Annotated in this window: 14 protein-coding genes and 1 pseudogene; 3 read left to right on the top strand and 12 right to left on the bottom strand. The window is 58.6% G+C overall.

Going from position 1 to position 15,685, the window contains the following annotated elements; genetic code table 11:
- Positions 1–165: 165 nt before the first annotated feature.
- From dgoD to IV01_RS10760, 3 genes are all read right to left on the bottom strand, one after another.
- Positions 166–1,314, bottom strand: coding sequence for a galactonate dehydratase (dgoD, locus tag IV01_RS10770; RefSeq protein WP_032629203.1), 1,149 nt, complete (start codon positions 1,312–1,314; stop codon positions 166–168).
- Between the two features lie 62 nt (positions 1,315–1,376).
- The gene (locus IV01_RS10765; RefSeq protein WP_032629205.1) at positions 1,377–2,006 is read right to left on the bottom strand and encodes a 2-dehydro-3-deoxy-6-phosphogalactonate aldolase; all 630 of its coding nucleotides are present in this window, start codon (positions 2,004–2,006) and stop codon (positions 1,377–1,379) included.
- Position 2,007: 1 nt separating this feature from the next.
- Complete coding sequence (locus IV01_RS10760) at positions 2,008–3,000, bottom strand: 2-dehydro-3-deoxygalactonokinase (protein ID WP_032629207.1); 993 nt, start codon at positions 2,998–3,000, stop codon at positions 2,008–2,010.
- 192 nt (positions 3,001–3,192) lie between these two features.
- On the opposite strand from IV01_RS10760, the gene IV01_RS0125165 reads away from it, so the two are divergent.
- Positions 3,193–3,963 (top strand): acyltransferase family protein, encoded by a 771-nt coding sequence (locus IV01_RS0125165; protein WP_154232229.1) that lies wholly within the window; start codon positions 3,193–3,195, stop codon positions 3,961–3,963.
- A gap of 66 nt (positions 3,964–4,029) precedes the next feature.
- Here IV01_RS0125165 and asd read toward each other — a convergent pair whose 3' ends face one another.
- The 5 genes from asd to leuC form a co-directional block, all read right to left on the bottom strand.
- Entirely contained in the window at positions 4,030–5,142 is a 1,113-nt protein-coding gene (asd, locus tag IV01_RS10755) for an aspartate-semialdehyde dehydrogenase (protein ID WP_032629209.1), read from the bottom strand.
- A 68-nt stretch (positions 5,143–5,210) separates the two neighbouring features.
- The gene (gene leuB, locus IV01_RS10750; protein ID WP_032629211.1) at positions 5,211–6,293 is read right to left on the bottom strand and encodes a 3-isopropylmalate dehydrogenase; all 1,083 of its coding nucleotides are present in this window, start codon (positions 6,291–6,293) and stop codon (positions 5,211–5,213) included.
- Positions 6,294–6,346: 53 nt separating this feature from the next.
- Positions 6,347–7,111 (bottom strand): class I SAM-dependent methyltransferase, encoded by a 765-nt coding sequence (locus IV01_RS10745; protein ID WP_032629213.1) that lies wholly within the window; start codon positions 7,109–7,111, stop codon positions 6,347–6,349.
- 153 nt (positions 7,112–7,264) lie between these two features.
- Positions 7,265–7,906, bottom strand: coding sequence for a 3-isopropylmalate dehydratase small subunit (gene leuD, locus IV01_RS10740; protein ID WP_032629215.1), 642 nt, complete (start codon positions 7,904–7,906; stop codon positions 7,265–7,267).
- A 10-nt stretch (positions 7,907–7,916) separates the two neighbouring features.
- Entirely contained in the window at positions 7,917–9,341 is a 1,425-nt protein-coding gene (gene leuC / locus IV01_RS10735) for a 3-isopropylmalate dehydratase large subunit (RefSeq protein WP_032629217.1), read from the bottom strand.
- Between the two features lie 197 nt (positions 9,342–9,538).
- On the opposite strand from leuC, the gene IV01_RS10730 reads away from it, so the two are divergent.
- Together IV01_RS10730 and IV01_RS0125170 are read left to right on the top strand one after the other, a co-directional pair.
- Positions 9,539–10,417, top strand: coding sequence for a LysR family transcriptional regulator (locus IV01_RS10730; RefSeq protein WP_032629219.1), 879 nt, complete (start codon positions 9,539–9,541; stop codon positions 10,415–10,417).
- Between the two features lie 114 nt (positions 10,418–10,531).
- Positions 10,532–12,589 (top strand): annotated as a pseudogene (locus IV01_RS0125170) (putative bifunctional diguanylate cyclase/phosphodiesterase); the annotation flags it as partial.
- Between the two features lie 117 nt (positions 12,590–12,706).
- On the opposite strand, the gene IV01_RS10725 reads toward IV01_RS0125170, so the two are convergent.
- The 4 genes from IV01_RS10725 to IV01_RS10710 all read right to left on the bottom strand — a co-directional run bounded on the left by IV01_RS10725 (position 12,707) and on the right by IV01_RS10710 (position 15,433).
- Positions 12,707–13,162, bottom strand: a complete 456-nt coding sequence (locus tag IV01_RS10725; RefSeq protein ID WP_032629221.1) for an Hsp20 family protein — start codon at positions 13,160–13,162, stop codon at positions 12,707–12,709.
- Between the two features lie 109 nt (positions 13,163–13,271).
- On the bottom strand, positions 13,272–14,231 hold the full coding sequence (locus IV01_RS10720; protein ID WP_032629223.1) for a tRNA dihydrouridine synthase: 960 nt from the start codon (positions 14,229–14,231) through the stop codon (positions 13,272–13,274).
- A gap of 29 nt (positions 14,232–14,260) precedes the next feature.
- Positions 14,261–14,722: an acyl-CoA thioesterase gene (locus tag IV01_RS10715; RefSeq protein WP_032629225.1), complete on the bottom strand. Its 462-nt coding sequence runs from the start codon at positions 14,720–14,722 to the stop codon at positions 14,261–14,263.
- Positions 14,723–14,893: 171 nt separating this feature from the next.
- Entirely contained in the window at positions 14,894–15,433 is a 540-nt protein-coding gene (locus tag IV01_RS10710; RefSeq protein ID WP_032629227.1) for a TetR/AcrR family transcriptional regulator, read from the bottom strand.
- Positions 15,434–15,685: the final 252 nt, after the last annotated feature.

Raw genomic sequence — 15,685 nt, forward strand, 5'->3', positions numbered from 1 at the left:
TATTGAGGTCTGGAACGGTTAGAGCAACTTTGGCGGGCGCAATCCTTGTGGGAGCGGTGCTTGCCCGCGATGAGAGCGACACGGTATTGATTTAGATCGCCTAAACCTTATCGCGGGCAAGCACCGCTCCCACAGGACCTCATTCCAATCCGAAGGCAGAGCGAATCACCACTCCGCAAAACTGCCATCGGCATGGCGCCAGATAGGGTTGCGCCAGCGGTGGCCGATGGCGGCGCGCTCCTTGACGTACTCCTCGTTGATCTCGATACCCAGGCCCGGCCCGTTGGGTATTTTCACCATGCCCTTGTCGTAGTCGAACACCTGGGGATTCTTGATGTAATCCAGCAGGTCGTTGCTCTCGTTGTAATGGATACCCAGGCTTTGCTCCTGAATGAATGCGTTGTAGCAAACCGCATCCAGCTGCAGGCACGCCGCCAATGCGATGGGCCCGAGCGGGCAATGCAACGCCAGCGCCACGTCGTAGGCTTCGGCCATGTTGGCGATCTTGCGGGTTTCAGTGATCCCGCCCGCGTGAGAGGCATCGGGCTGGATGATGTCGACATAACCTTCGCTCAGCACCCGTTTGAAATCCCAGCGAGAGAACAAGCGTTCGCCCAGAGCAATCGGCGTGCTGGTCAGGGGCGCCAACTCTTTCAATGCCTCATAGTTTTCGCTGAGCACCGGTTCCTCGATGAACATCAGCTTGTACGGGTCCAGTTCTTTCATCAGCACCTTGGCCATGGGTTTGTGTACCCGGCCATGAAAGTCGACGCCGATCCCCACATTCGGGCCCACTGCGTCGCGCACTGCTGCGACATTGGCCAGTGCCAGATCGACCTTGTCGAAGGTGTCGAGGAACTGCAGTTCTTCGGTGCCATTCATCTTCACTGCCGTGAAGCCTCGCTCCACTGCTTCTTTCGCGGCGCGGGCGGTGTCGGCCGGGCGGTCGCCGCCAATCCAGGAATACACGCGGATCTTGTCGCGCACTTGCCCGCCCAAAAGGTCGCTAACCGAGACGCCCAGGTGCTTGCCCTTGATATCCCATAGCGCCTGATCGATCCCGGCCAAGGCACTCATATGTACCGCACCGCCGCGATAGAAACCGCCACGGTAGAGCACGGTCCAGATATCTTCGATGTTGCGCGGGTCTTTGCCGATCAGATAATCGGAGAGCTCTTCAACTGCCGCAGCGACCGTGTGGGCGCGACCCTCAACCACGGGTTCACCCCAGCCGGTAATGCCCTGATCAGTCTCGACCTTCAGGAAGCACCAGCGCGGCGGAACGATGAAAGTCGTGAGTTTGGTGATTTTCATGTGTGCAATTCTCTTATTGGATGTGGCGCCTGGAGCGCTCTGTTTGTCTCGAACTGTCTTTCTTAAAAGCTTTCGGTCAGCTGTTTCCAGGCACGCACATAAGCGTCGGCGCGCTCGGCGACATCAGCTGCACTCATTCCGGGCTTGAACAGCCCGGAGCCCAGACCAAAGCCCTTTACACCGGCATCAAGGAAAACCTTCATGTTGTCCGGCGTGATGCCGCCCACCGGGATTAGCACGGTGCCAACCGGCAGCACAGCGAGCCAGGCCTTGACCACTGCCGGACTCATTTGCTCGGCCGGGAACAGCTTGAGCACGTCAGCACCTTCATCGAGGGCAGCGAAAGCTTCGGTCGGGGTCGCCACGCCGGGGGAGAGGAACAAGCCCGCCACCTTGCCCGCACGCAGCACCTTGGGGTCGCTGTGGGGCATGACGATGACCTGGCCGCCCGCCTCCTTGACCAGGTTCACTTGCTGGGCCGTCAGCACCGTTCCCGCGCCAATCAGGCAATCGGCGGGCAGGCTCTGACGCAGCAGGCGAATGCTGTCGTAAGGCTGTGGGGAATTGAGCGGTACTTCGATCACCCTGAAGCCGGCCTTGTACAGGGCATCGCCAATGGCGGGCGCCTCTTCCGGGCGCAAACCACGCAGGATGGCAATCAAACCGTTTTGAACCAGCGCTTGCTTGAGCATTTCAGACCTCTTTTTCAGTGGATGCGAGCAAGCCGGCATTGCTTGCCACTTGCCATAAACCGCGCTCGGTCGCCTGCTCGGCCACCTTCACCTCAGTAAATCCGCAGGCCTTGAGCCCACGGGTATAACGTAGACACAGCTGTTCGCCACCCAGCAGAATCACGGCGGGCAGGTGCGAATGAAGGGAGAGTTGCAGGGTTGCCAGGGACGCCAGCTCATGACCAATCAGCAGCCCGGACAAGTAATCAGGCTGGGCGCTGGCTGCCAGCTGACCGGTGAGGCCCAAGGTCCGGCAGCTGAAGATCGTCGATAACGGTCCCGCCGCGCCATCGGCGGACAAGGCCACCGCGAGCCCACGATCGAAGGCCATTTCGTCGAAGCTCTCGCTGCGCTCCATGGTTCTTCCAAGAATCGTGTGGTTGCTCAAGGCTGCGAACACTTCGCCGGTCATAAAAGTTTCGAAATGAACGATGCAGCCCTCGGCGGCCTGAACCCATTTCGAGTGACTGCCGGGCAAGCCGATCAGCACAGACTTGAGCGCATCGGCGGCAGGCAGCCCGGCGAGCACACCCAACACCTGGGTTTCTTCACCACGCATCACGTTGGGCAGCGCCGAGCGCTGAAGCACGCCGGGGATGATGTGGACGACGACACCGCGCTGGCTACGTACGGTCTGCAGTGCCGCCCCAAGGCCTGCAACGTTGGCCGGGGTCTCGCGATACGCCGCTTCACGCCAGCCTTGGGCGCTACCAACCATGCCGCACGCTATGACCGGCAGATCAGGCTGAGCATCAAGCCAGTCGCCACAGGCCTCGTCGAACGCCAGTTCAAAACCGTCGCTGCACAGTGCGTTGCCGATCATTCTGGGCGTGGTGGGCAATTGCATGATGCCCGCGCTCAAGGAGCGTTGTTCCAGAACCCGGCCTCGTTCGCCGAGTCGATAAGCCCGAAGTGAGGTTGTCCCCCAATCGAGCGCGATCAATTGCGCCTGCATCGCTTCACCTATTATTTTTTGAACAGTGAGTGCGAGGCAGACTATAAGCCCAAAAATTAAGAAATCTCAATATGTAATTTGATATCCCACATATAGGGACATAGAACACGCTGGCATTTCATTTGTAACCTGTCGCATACTGCAAGTCCTCCCGTTTCTCCCCTCCCTCGGCTTAATCGCCGTGGTGGTAACGTGCCCCATCAGATGTCGTTCAACTTCCCGTCATGGAGCATCAGCGTCGAGTTCTATCTGTACCTGATATTCGCCTTGATCGCAGCAGGCCTGCCCGGCCCGTCCCGGCAGATCTTCGCCGGAATTGCGGTGGTGGCCTTTCTGGCGTTGTACTTCAAGAGCGGCCTTTTCAGCGAAGGGGCACTGATCGGTCCGGGCTGTTTCTTCAGCGGGATCATGACGTACCGGTTGTACGACCGATTCAAGGGTGCGCAAATAGACGCGCGTTGGGCCACAGCGCTCGAAGCGCTAGGCCTGTTGACGGTGTATCTGGCTGTGACCTACAGCGAGCCGTCGCAGAATATTTCCTTGAGCCTGCTGTTCTGCGTGATCATCGGCATTTTTGCCTTCGAAGCCAGCTGGCTGTCGACGCTGCTGCGCACCGCGCCTTTCAAGTGGGCTGGCGTGCTGTCGTTCTCGATCTACATGACCCACACCATCGTGCTGTTTGTCGTCACGATAGCCTTGATGGCGCTGGCGAAAATCACTGGCCTGCCGCTGTTGATCGATCTGCTCAGTGAGCTGCCGGGCGTGATGATTCGCTACATCGATACCGGCTCGATGCTGCTGGACAACCTCGTGATGGGCGTTTCGGTGGTGTTGGTGCTGCTGTTATCCATGCTGACCTACCGCTACATCGAACTGCCCGGTATAGAGCTGGGCAAACTGTGGGGCCGCAAGGTTGCTGACAGGAGCGAAGCCATCGGCGAAAACCCAGAACGAGTGTCGTGAGTCTCGCCTTGCCCAAAACGAAAAACGCCCCTCACGAGGGGCGTTTTTTTGTTTCGGTGTCGCGTATCAACGTTCCAGCAGGATCCGCAGCATGCGACGCAGCGGCTCGGCCGCGCCCCACAGCAGCTGGTCACCAACGGTGAAGGCGCCCAGGTACTGCGAACCCATGTTCAGCTTGCGCAGACGACCCACCGGAATGCTCATGGTCCCGGTGACAGCCGTCGGGCTCAACTCCTGAATGCTGGCTTCGCGATGGTTCGGCACCAGCTTGACCCATGGGTTGTGCTGGCTGATCAACGCTTCGATATCAGCGATTGGCACATCTTTGTTCAGCTTGATGGTCAGGGCCTGGCTGTGGCAGCGCATCGAGCCGATACGCACACAGATGCCATCCACCGGGATCGGGCTCTTGAAGCGACCGAGGATCTTGTTGGTCTCGGCCTGGCCTTTCCACTCTTCGCGGCTCTGGCCGTTCGGCAATTCTTTGTCGATCCACGGGATCAGGCTGCCAGCCAATGGCACGCCGAAGTTTTCCGTCGGGAAAGCCTCGCTGCGCATGGCTTCGGCGACCTTGCGGTCGATGTCCAGAATCGCGCTGGCCGGGTTGGCCAGTTCGTCAGCCACTGCCGCGTGGGTCGCGCCCATCTGCTTGATCAGCTCACGCATGTTCTGCGCACCGGCACCGGAAGCCGCCTGATAGGTCATGGCGTTCATCCACTCCACCAGACCGGCTTCGAACAGACCGCCCAAGCCCATCAGCATCAGGCTGACAGTGCAGTTGCCGCCCACATAGTTCTTAGTGCCCGCATCCAGTTGCTGGTCGATAACCTTGCGGTTTACCGGGTCCAGAACGATGACCGCGTCGTCCTGCATACGCAGGCTGGAAGCGGCGTCGATCCAGTAGCCCTGCCAACCGGCTTCGCGCAGCTTCGGGAACACCTCGTTGGTGTAGTCGCCGCCCTGGCAGGTCAGAATCACGTCGAGGGTTTTCAGCTCATCGATGCTGTAAGCATCCTTGAGCGGAGCAACATCCTTGCCCACGGCGGGGCCTTGGCCACCGACGTTGGAGGTGGTGAAAAACACCGGCTCGATCAGATCAAAATCCTGCTCTTCCAGCATCCGCTGCATGAGCACGGAACCGACCATTCCACGCCAACCGATCAGACCTACACGTTTCATCGCAACTACACCTTGTTTAAAAAGTGGGCCCCCAGGTTCGGAGTCGAATGCCTGGCGGGCCCGAGATATTACAGATTGCGCAGCGCGGCGACTACAGCGTCACCCATTTCCTGCGTCCCGACTTTTGCATTGCCCGCCGACCAGATGTCACCCGTGCGCAAACCTTGGTCCAGAACCAGACTGACAGCCTTTTCAATGGCGTCGGCAGCGTCGGTCAAGTTGAAGCTGTAACGCAGCATCATCGACACCGAAAGGATGGTCGCCAGCGGGTTGGCAATGCCTTTGCCCGCGATGTCCGGGGCAGAGCCGTGGCACGGCTCGTACATACCCTTGTTGTTGGCATCCAGGGAAGCCGACGGCAGCATACCGATGGAGCCTGTCAGCATCGACGCTTCGTCGGAAAGAATGTCGCCAAACATGTTGTCGGTAACGATCACGTCGAATTGCTTCGGTGCACGGACCAGTTGCATGGCCGCGTTGTCGACATACATGTGGCTCAGCTCGACGTCCGGGTAATCCTTGGCCACTTCTTCGACCACTTCACGCCACAGCTGGCTGGAGGCCAGAACGTTGGCCTTGTCGACCGAGCACAGCTTCTTGCCACGCACGCGAGCCATGTCGAAGCCGACGCGGGCAATGCGGCGGATTTCGCTTTCGCTGTACGGCAGGGTGTCGTACGCCTGACGCTCACCATTTTCCAGGGTCTGGCTGCCACGCGGGGCGCCGAAGTAGATACCACCGGTAAGCTCGCGAACGATAAGGATGTCCAGGCCAGCCACGATTTCAGGCTTGAGGCTCGAAGCATCAGCCAGTTGCGGGTAGAGAATGGCCGGACGCAGGTTGCCGAACAGACCCAGCTGGGCACGGATTTTCAGCAGGCCGCGCTCAGGACGAATGTCACGCTCGATGGCATCCCACTTCGGCCCGCCAACGGCGCCCAGCAGGACGGCATCAGCCGCACGGGCACGATCGAGGGTTTCGTCGGCCAACGGCACGCCATGCTTGTCGATGGCTGCACCGCCGATCACGTCGTGGCTCAGTTCGAAGCCCAGTTGATACTTTTCGTTGGCCAACTCCAGCACCTTGACCGCTTCGGTCATGATTTCCGGACCGATACCATCACCTGGAAGAATCAGAATCTGCTTGCTCATAACATCCTCAATTTTGTTGTAAAGGCGCTGGTGCTCTGTCGCTCAGCGCCGATCTAGCGTTCTGCCCACAACACCAGAACATCGGTGCTGAAAGAGCCGTCAGCGGTAATCTCGAAATACTCGCGCACTTCTGCGCCCATGGCCTGCTGCAAATCGCGAATCGCCACCCGCATCGCTTGCGGGGTCCGCATGCGTTCCACCCACGAGCTGTATTCCAGATGCAGACGCTGGCGGCTGTGGCTGCGAGTAAACAACCCGGCCTCGCTGACCTGACGCAGCCATTCAGCAGCGGAGTAATCGCGCACATGGCTGGTGTCACGCAGCACTTCCACGCTTTGCAGGTAGGTATCCAGCAATGGGCTGCCGGGCGACATCACATCGATGAACGCTGCCACGCCGCCCGGTTTCAATACCCGACGTACTTCTCGCAAGGCCAACCCCAGATCGCTCCAGTGGTGAGCCGAATAGCGACTGAATACGAAATCAAACTCGCCGTCCTCAAACGGCAAACGCTCGGCCGCGCCGCACACCGTGCGCACATTGCTCAACCCGCGATCCATGGCGGCGGCAGCGACCACATCGAGCATTTGCTGAGAAAGGTCGTACGCTACCACTTCGGCTACTGCCGGGGCGACATGGAAACTCACATGCCCTGCGCCGCAACCCAGATCCAGAACCCGGGCATCGTTGCGCCCCGCCACTTCTGCCTGTAGCAGCGCAAACTCAGTGCCCTGTGCGTGCACGGCACTGCTCAGATAGGCCGCAGCCTGTTCACCGAATTGACGTTGTACGACTTGGGTGTGGGCTGAGTGGCTCATGGGATTTTTCCTGATGAAAATCTTGCGAATGTATGTGTCCCCCCCCTGTGGGAGCGGTGCTTGCCCGCGATAAGGGCGACTCGGTTTCCGATACCGTGTTCCAACTTATCGCGGGCAAGCACCGCTCCCACATAGGAAAGCATTCCAATCCTTTTATCCGCGAAACAACCATGGCTGGCTGGCGCGATGCTTTGTTTCGAACGTAGCAATGGCCACGTCGTCTTTGAGGGTCAAGCCGATATCGTCCAGGCCTTCCAGCAGGCAGTGCTTGCGGAACGCATCGACTTCAAAGCTCAATACCTTGCCGTCAGGGCGAGTCACGGTCTGTGCCGCCAGATCGATGGTCAACTGATAACCCTCGGTGGCTTCTACCTGCTTGAACAGTTCATCGACTTCCGACTCGGCAAGGATGATCGGCAACAGGCCGTTCTTGAAGCTGTTGTTGAAGAAGATGTCGGCATAGCTGGACGCGATGATTGCGCAGAAACCGTATTCTTCCAGCGCCCACGGCGCATGCTCACGGCTTGAACCGCAGCCGAAGTTTTCCCGGGCCAACAACACGCTGGCGCCTTGATAACGGGCATTGTTGAGCACGAAGTCCGGGTTCAATGGGCGCTTGGAGTTGTCCTGATAAGGTTGCCCGACATCCAGGTAACGCCACTCGTCGAACAGGTTCGGGCCAAAGCCGGTGCGCTTGATCGACTTGAGAAACTGCTTGGGAATGATCTGGTCGGTGTCAACGTTGGCACGATCCAGAGGAGCCACAAGGCCGGTGTGCTGAGTAAAGGCTTTCATGCGGGGCTCCTTAGTGCTGAATCAATTCGCGAACATCGATGAAACGGCCGTTGACCGCTGCCGCTGCCGCCATGGCCGGGCTTACCAGGTGAGTGCGACCACCGGCACCCTGACGACCCTCGAAGTTGCGGTTGGACGTGGAGGCGCAATGCTCGCCACTCTCCAGGCGGTCCGGGTTCATCGCCAGACACATCGAGCAACCTGGCTCGCGCCATTCGAAACCGGCTTCAAGGAAGATCTTGTCCAGCCCTTCCCTTTCTGCCTGGGCTTTTACCAAGCCCGAGCCTGGCACGACGATGGCCTGCTTGATGGTCGACGCCACTTTGCGTCCCTTGGCGATTTCTGCAGCGGCACGCAAGTCTTCGATCCGCGAGTTGGTGCAGGAGCCGATAAACACCCGATCCAGCTGGATGTCGGTAATCGCCTGATTGGCTTTAAGGCCCATGTATTTCAACGCGCGCTCGATGGAGCCACGTTTGACCAGATCCATTTCCTGGGCCGGATCAGGAACATTCTGATCAACGGCGAGGACCATTTCCGGGGACGTGCCCCAGCTGACTTGCGGCTTGATCTGCGTGGCATCGAGTTCGACAACGGTGTCAAAGTGGGCATCGACGTCTGAAACCAGATCTTTCCAGGCTTCGACAGCCAAGTCCCATTGCTCGCCTTTAGGCGCGAAAGGGCGACCTTCCACGTAGGCAATGGTCTTCTCGTCTGTAGCCACCAGACCGACGCGAGCGCCCGCCTCGATGGACATGTTGCAGATGGTCATGCGGCCTTCGATCGACAGATCACGAATTGCGCTGCCAGCAAACTCCATTGCGTGACCATTACCACCCGCGGTGCCGATCTTGCCAATGACGGCCAGGACGATGTCTTTCGCCGTCACGCCGGCTGGCAATTTGCCTTCGACCGAAACCAGCATGTTCTTCATTTTCTTGGCAACCAGGCACTGAGTAGCGAGCACATGCTCAACCTCGGAAGTGCCGATGCCGTGAGCCAATGCGCCGAACGCGCCGTGGGTAGAGGTATGGGAATCGCCGCAGACGACGGTCATGCCCGGCAAGGTCGCGCCCTGCTCCGGGCTGATCACGTGAACGATGCCTTGGCGCACGTCGTTCATCTTGAATTCGGTGATGCCGTATTCATCACAGTTATCGTCAAGGGTCTGAACCTGCAAACGCGATACCTGATCGGCAATGGCTTCGATACCGCCCTTACGCTCAGGGGTCGTCGGCACGTTGTGGTCCGGGGTCGCGATGTTGGCGTCGATGCGCCACGGCTTGCGGCCAGCCAGACGCAGGCCTTCGAAGGCCTGAGGCGAGGTCACTTCATGGATGATGTGACGGTCGATGTAAATCAGCGACGAACCATCGTCGCGCTTCTTTACTTCGTGGGAATCCCAAAGCTTGTCGTACAACGTTTTGCCGGCCATCAGGCGAATCCTCATCAGCTTGTTATTTCTATGCCTTACAGGCCCGTGGGAACACATTTTCAAATCTTCACACGGCCCTACCGGGTAATCGTAATCAAGTCGATGACCCCTTGGCTTGTGAGGTAATGCTACAAAACGTGCTTAAATAACTCAAATTCATAATTTTTATGCTTTGGATAACCAACTGGAATCTGAAAATGGATCTGGCCAACCTCAACGCTTTTATTGCCATTGCCGAAACCGGCAGCTTTTCCGGGGCCGGCGAACACCTGCACCTGACCCAGCCGGCTATCAGCAAACGCATAGCCGGTCTGGAGCAACAATTGAACGTGCGGTTGTTCGACCGGCTGGGACGGGAAGTCAGCCTTACCGAGGCCGGGCGCGCCTTGTTACCCAGGGCTTATCAGATTCTCAATGTGCTGGACGATACTCGCCGGGCGCTGACCAACCTGACGGGCGAAGTAACCGGGCGTCTCACTCTGGCCACCAGCCATCACATTGGCCTGCACCGTTTACCGCCGCTGCTCAGAGAATTTACCCGCCGCTTCCCTGAGGTCGCACTGGACATCCAGTTTCTCGATTCGGAAGTCGCCTACGAGGAAATTCTGCATGGTCGCGCCGAGCTGGCAGTCATCACGCTGGCACCGGACCCGCACACGCTGGTCAAGGCCGTGCCGGTCTGGGACGACCCACTGGACTTCGTGGCCGCGCCAGAGCACCCGCTGGCCAATAGCGGGCCGGTAACGCTGCAAGACATCGTGCGTTACCCGGCGGTGTTCCCCGGCAACAACACGTTTACACACCATATCGTCAGCGGTCTGTGTGAAGCCCAGGGCCTGAAGCCGAACATCGCCATGAGCACCAACTATCTGGAAACCATCAAAATGATGGTGTCCATCGGCCTAGCCTGGAGTGTCCTGCCCCGTACCATGCTGGACGAACAAGTGGCGCGCATTCCTTTACCGGGCGTGCAGCTCACTCGTCAGCTAGGCTACATCCTGCATACCGAACGCACGCTCTCAAATGCCGCACGGGCATTCATGGCGTTGCTTGATGCGCAGGTCATCAAGTCCTGACCCTGTTTAGAGACAGCTGAAGATCGTATTACTGCCTTTAATGTTTTCCAGGCGAGTGATCCCATGCCCATACCTGCCGACAGTAGCCGCCAGCCTTTGGCGCAATCTGATGAGTCAGAGAAACGCTTTGCAACCATCTACCACCTGAGCCCCAACGTGGTGATTCTGTCACGGCTGGACGATGGCACGATCTGCGAGGTCAATCTGCAGTTCGAATTGCTGTTGGGCTGGACCGCTGCCGAAGCCATCGGACGAACGGGCCTGGAGCTCGGGCTATGGACTAGCCCCGCAGATCGCCGGGATCTGGTAGCCACCGTATTGAGCACTGCCGAGCCGGTGCGTCTTGATGTTCGGCTGCGGGCACGGGACGGCCGAATGATCCAAGGCACGTTCAGCGCACTGACGATCGAGCTCGAACACCATCTTTATTTGCTCAGCACCTTCATGGACAACAGCGCCTACATGCGCGCCGAACGGGCACTGAAAGCCAGCGAAGAGAAGTTTGCCAAGGCGTTCCACTCCAGCCCCGATGCAATCACCATTACCGAGCGTGACACGGGGCGTTATCTGGAAATCAACAGCGGCTTTTGTCGCCTGACCGGCTTCACCCCCGCAGAAGTCATCGGCCGGACTGTCTATGAGCTGGGGATGTGGACCGACCTTGAGCAGCGCAGGCAGTTGATCCGGGATCTTGCTGAAAATGGCCGGGTTACCCACCGTGAGTTGACCGGGCGCCACAAGTCCGGCGTGCAAATCACGGTCGACGTTTCAGTCGAAACGATCATCCTCAACGAGGTTGAATGCCTGCTGACGAATGCTCGGGACATCAGCGAACTGAAGAACGCCCAGGATCAAGTCCAGCACCTGGCCTATCACGATTCCCTGACCAACCTGCCCAACCGGGCCTTACTGATGGATCGCCTCAGCCAACAGATCGCCCTGCTGCAGCGGCATGACCTGCGCGGCGCCCTGCTGTTCATGGACCTGGATCATTTCAAACACATCAACGACTCCTTGGGCCATCCCGTGGGTGACAGCGTGCTGAAAATCGTCACTGCTCGCCTTGAGGCCAGCGTGCGCATGGAGGATACCGTCGCGCGCCTGGGGGGTGACGAGTTCGTGGTGCTGATCAGTGGCCTGGAAGGCAGCCGCCAGGAAGTTACCGACCAGGTAATGGAACTGTCCGACATGCTGCGCGCGTTGCTGGCGCAGCCAATGTTCCTTGATGGGCAGCGTCTGCAAATCACGCCAAGCATTGGCATCGCGCTGATTCCTGATCATGGCACTACCAGCGCCGACTTGCTAAAACGCGCCGACAACGCGCTGTACCGGGCCAAAGACTCAGGCCGCAACACCACACAACTGTTCCACGATTCCATGCAAAAGGCCGCCAGCGAACGTTTACGTCTGGAAAACGATCTGCGCATGGCCTTGGCCCGTGGCGAGTTCAGTCTGTGCTATCAAGCGCAGGTCGATGCACGCGGCAACCGCATAATCGGCGCTGAAGCGCTTTTGCGCTGGGAACACCCGGAAACCGGCAACCTCCCGCCCGGGCAGTTCATCCAGGTGCTGGAAGAAAGCGGAATGATTCTGGAAGTCGGCACCTGGATTCTGGAAGAAGCCTGTCGGGCGGCAGGCAAGCTGCTGCGTGAAGGCCTGATCAGTCCGCAGCACTTCAGCCTGTGCGTGAACATCAGTCCGCGCCAGTTTCGGCAAAACGACTTCGTCGAACGCGTCGCGCGCAACCTGCAGATCAACGGCCTGCCCAGTCACCTGCTCAAGCTTGAAATCACAGAAGGCATCGTCATTCAAAATCTCGATGACACCATCGCCAAAATGCACCGACTGAAAGAGCTGGGTGTAACCTTCGCCATGGATGACTTTGGTACGGGATATTCATCACTCACGTATCTTAAACGTCTGCCAGTCGATGCGTTGAAAATCGACCAATCGTTTATCCGCGACGCAACCACCGACCCCAACGACGCCGAAATCATCCGCGCAATTGTCGCGATGGCGCAGAGTCTGAATTTGATGGTGATTGCCGAGGGCGTGGAAACTGCACAGCAGTTGGAGTTTCTGCAGCAGATCGGTTGCCATTTTTATCAGGGGTATTTGTTTAGTGAGCCGCGGGAGTTGAGGGCGTTTGAGGCATTGTTGCGGGTGGGGTGAGTGTCGTCGGTCACGGAGGTTTTTAGCGCAGTTGCAAGTCATCCGCTGCTTTGATGCCTTCCACCAATAAGAAAGGCGCCGCTCGGGCGCCTTCCTGTTACAGCCAACGGTTGTTTCTCAGTTTTCCAAAGCCTGATGCCCATTGATGGGAATGCGCTTGGCCTTGGCTTCCTCGGGTATTTGCCGCAGCAGATCGATGGTCAGCAGGCCGTTCGCCAGCCCTGCGTTTTGAACCTCGATATGATCGGCAAGCCGGAAGGACAACTTGAACGCCCGCTCTGCAATGCCTTGATGCAGGTAGGTGACGTTGGATTTTTCCTGGCCTTGTCCACCGTTACGCTTGTTGCCGTCGACGGTCAGTACGCTTTTCTCAACCTGCAGGTCGATTTCTTCTTCCTTGAAGCCGGCCACTGCGATCACGATGCGATAGCGATCTTCGGCCAGTTTTTCGACGTTGTAAGGAGGGTAGCTGCTGGCTGTTTCGTTGCGGGCTGCCGATTCGAACAGGTCGTTGAAACGGTCAAAGCCCACGGAGCTACGGAACAGTGGAGCCAACGAAAATGCAGTAGTCATGATCAATCTCCTGATATCAGCGAGTGGTTAATCCGCGACCCGAATTCGGCATCGCGTAATCCCAAACTAGGGGCAGCCAACGGCTTTTCAAGAGATTATTTTGCGAAATTTACGACCGCTCGTCGGCCCTGACACCGAGCAAAATTCCGATACGCTCACAGTCGGTTTCTCGCCGCAGGGTATCGAATAGCACAGTTGCTTCCGGGTAGCTTTTGGTCAGCAGGGCCAGCCATTGCTTCAAGCGGCCCGGTGCCTGGATCAGGGTCATCTTGACCAGACATTGCTGCCAGAAGGTGCGCAGGATCGGTTGCAGCTCGGCCCACGTCATGGGTACCACCTCCTCACCCTTCTGCGCTGCGGCGATCTGCCGGGCCAGATCCGGCCGCGCCACCAGTCCTCGGCCGATCATGATGTCCCTTGCGCCGCAGATTTCCCGGCAGCGACGCCAATCATCCACGGTCCAGATCTCGCCATTGGCGACCACCGGCACTTTGACCACATCCTGAATGCGCGCAATCCACTCCCAATGAGCAGGCGGCTTGTAGCCGTCGACTTTGGTCCTTGCGTGCACCACGATTTGCTCAGCGCCGCCATCGGCCAATGCTCGGGCACAATCCAGCGCGCCGTCGGTGTTTTCATAACCCAGGCGCATTTTCGCGGTGACCGGAATGTGCTTCGGGACTGCCCTTCTGACTTGGCTGAGAATGGAATGCAGCAACTCAGGCTCTTTGAGCAGAATTGCGCCGCCACGGGAGCGATTGACGGTCTTGGCCGGGCAACCGAAGTTGAGGTCCAGCACTGGCGCGCCTAGCTCACAGGCGTAGGCGGCGTTTTCCGCCAGGCATACCGGATCAGAACCCAACAGCTGCAAGCGCAGAGGCGTACCGGCGTCGGTCTTGGCGCCTTTGTGAAACTCCGAAGCGTATTTGTAGAAGTAATGAGCCGGCATCAAACGTTCGGACACGCGGATGAATTCGGTGACGCACCAGTCGATCCCACCGACTTTTGTCAGTGCGTCGCGCAGGATGTCGTCAACCAGACCCTCCATGGGCGCCAGAGCAATTTGCATGGGTCACACTCGAAAAAAAGTCCGGCAGTTTACGGTGCGATGGCCGGATTGGAAACCAGAGGATGAAGCATCGCAGCGCCGTAACCCTCGACAAACTCCGCTGGCATGCGCTTGGGCTTGCCGCTGGACAGCTCGATGCAGACAAAGGTGGTTTGCGCGCGCAGCAGGGTCAGGCCGTCGCTGGGGCGTTTGAGCTGAAAACGTCGCGTCATCTTCAGGCGCCGATCCCAGTCGACGATCCAGGTCGCCAGCTGCAGTTCGTCATCCTGATAAGCACTGGCGAGGTAATCGATCTCATGCCGGACCACGGCCATAGCCCGGTCCAGACGCCGATACTCGCTGAGGTCCAGGCCTAACTGTTGGGAGTGACGCCACGCGCAACGCTCCAGCCAAGTCACGTAGACAGCGTTGTTGGCATGACCCAGGCCGTCAATGTCATCTGCGGCTACATTGAGGTCAATTACAAAAGGCGTTGCCAGATCCCAGACCATGTTCGCTCCCTTGAGGCTCAATCGTGTGGACGGGCAGTGTAACTGACATCCCCCATCGTCAAACACGCTCCTTATGGGAGCTTACGAGCACCGCGAGGCCGCGATAGCGGTCTGTCTGTTACGCCGCCATCGCGGCCTCGCGGTGCTCGTGCGCTCCTACAGGTGCAGCATTCAAACCACTGCCGACTTGGCTGCCCGCAAGACCCGATCAGAGAGATCACTGGCGCCCAGCGCCCGAGACAGCGCCAGTCCGCCCACCATCAACGCAAAATCGGCCAGCACTTTGTCCGCCTCCTCAGGGCTCCCGGAAAGCTGGGCCACCATGAGTTCGAGATGCGACTCCAGAGCCGTCTGGAAACTTCCCTGCATGCGAGCCATGTCGCCAATGGTCGAAGGCAAGGGGCAAGCCTCTCCGGTAGCGTCCCGATGTTTGCGGGACAAATAGAAAGCTGCCACCAGCGCGCGACGCTCTTCGGCGGGCAACTGCTCATCCAACTGCGCAACAGACGCGCGCCGCTGGCTGAGCAGGTGCTCGAAAGCCTCCAGCATCAGCGCTTCCTTGCTATCGAAGTGCGCATAGAAGCCACCCACGGTCAGGCCGGCAGCCCCCATGATCTCGTTGACACTGGGCTGCTCAGGCCCACGACTGATCAAGGCGGCGCTGGCTGCTCCGAGGATACGTTCGCGTGTTCTGGATTTTTTGTCTTGCATGGCCACCTCCGGATTACGCAGAGAATATTATCCTCATCATCTGGAATGGCAAGTGCACTGCTGCCCGCCTGTCGCAGACAGCGGATCAACAATCAAGGGGGATGGTAGATGTGAAGGCGGCGAATTAATAAACGCCAGAAAAACAAAAGGGCCATTCAATAATCGAATGACCCTTGGTCTCGCAGAGCGAGAAATCGTGGCGTCCCCTAGGGGACTCGAACCCCTGTTACCGCCGTGAAAGGGCGGTGTCCT

The sequence above is a fragment of the Pseudomonas syringae genome, from assembly GCF_000737245.1.
Classification (GTDB): Bacteria; Pseudomonadota; Gammaproteobacteria; order Pseudomonadales; family Pseudomonadaceae; genus Aquipseudomonas; species Aquipseudomonas syringae_J.

Excerpts from the sequence above, each read along its gene's own strand:
- dgoD (WP_032629203.1), bottom strand. The coding sequence starts at position 1,314 with ATGAAAATCACCAAACTCACGACTTTCATCGTTCCGCCGCGCTGGTGC.
- IV01_RS10765 (WP_032629205.1), bottom strand. The coding sequence starts at position 2,006 with ATGCTCAAGCAAGCGCTGGTTCAAAACGGTTTGATTGCCATCCTGCGT.
- IV01_RS10760 (WP_032629207.1), bottom strand. The coding sequence starts at position 3,000 with ATGCAGGCGCAATTGATCGCGCTCGATTGGGGGACAACCTCACTTCGG.
- asd (WP_032629209.1), bottom strand. The coding sequence starts at position 5,142 with ATGAAACGTGTAGGTCTGATCGGTTGGCGTGGAATGGTCGGTTCCGTG.
- leuB (WP_032629211.1), bottom strand. The coding sequence starts at position 6,293 with ATGAGCAAGCAGATTCTGATTCTTCCAGGTGATGGTATCGGTCCGGAA.
- IV01_RS10745 (WP_032629213.1), bottom strand. The coding sequence starts at position 7,111 with ATGAGCCACTCAGCCCACACCCAAGTCGTACAACGTCAATTCGGTGAA.
- leuD (WP_032629215.1), bottom strand. The coding sequence starts at position 7,906 with ATGAAAGCCTTTACTCAGCACACCGGCCTTGTGGCTCCTCTGGATCGT.
- leuC (WP_032629217.1), bottom strand. The coding sequence starts at position 9,341 with ATGGCCGGCAAAACGTTGTACGACAAGCTTTGGGATTCCCACGAAGTA.
- IV01_RS10730 (WP_032629219.1), top strand. The coding sequence starts at position 9,539 with ATGGATCTGGCCAACCTCAACGCTTTTATTGCCATTGCCGAAACCGGC.
- IV01_RS10725 (WP_032629221.1), bottom strand. The coding sequence starts at position 13,162 with ATGACTACTGCATTTTCGTTGGCTCCACTGTTCCGTAGCTCCGTGGGC.
- IV01_RS10720 (WP_032629223.1), bottom strand. The coding sequence starts at position 14,231 with ATGCAAATTGCTCTGGCGCCCATGGAGGGTCTGGTTGACGACATCCTG.
- IV01_RS10715 (WP_032629225.1), bottom strand. The coding sequence starts at position 14,722 with ATGGTCTGGGATCTGGCAACGCCTTTTGTAATTGACCTCAATGTAGCC.
- IV01_RS10710 (WP_032629227.1), bottom strand. The coding sequence starts at position 15,433 with ATGCAAGACAAAAAATCCAGAACACGCGAACGTATCCTCGGAGCAGCC.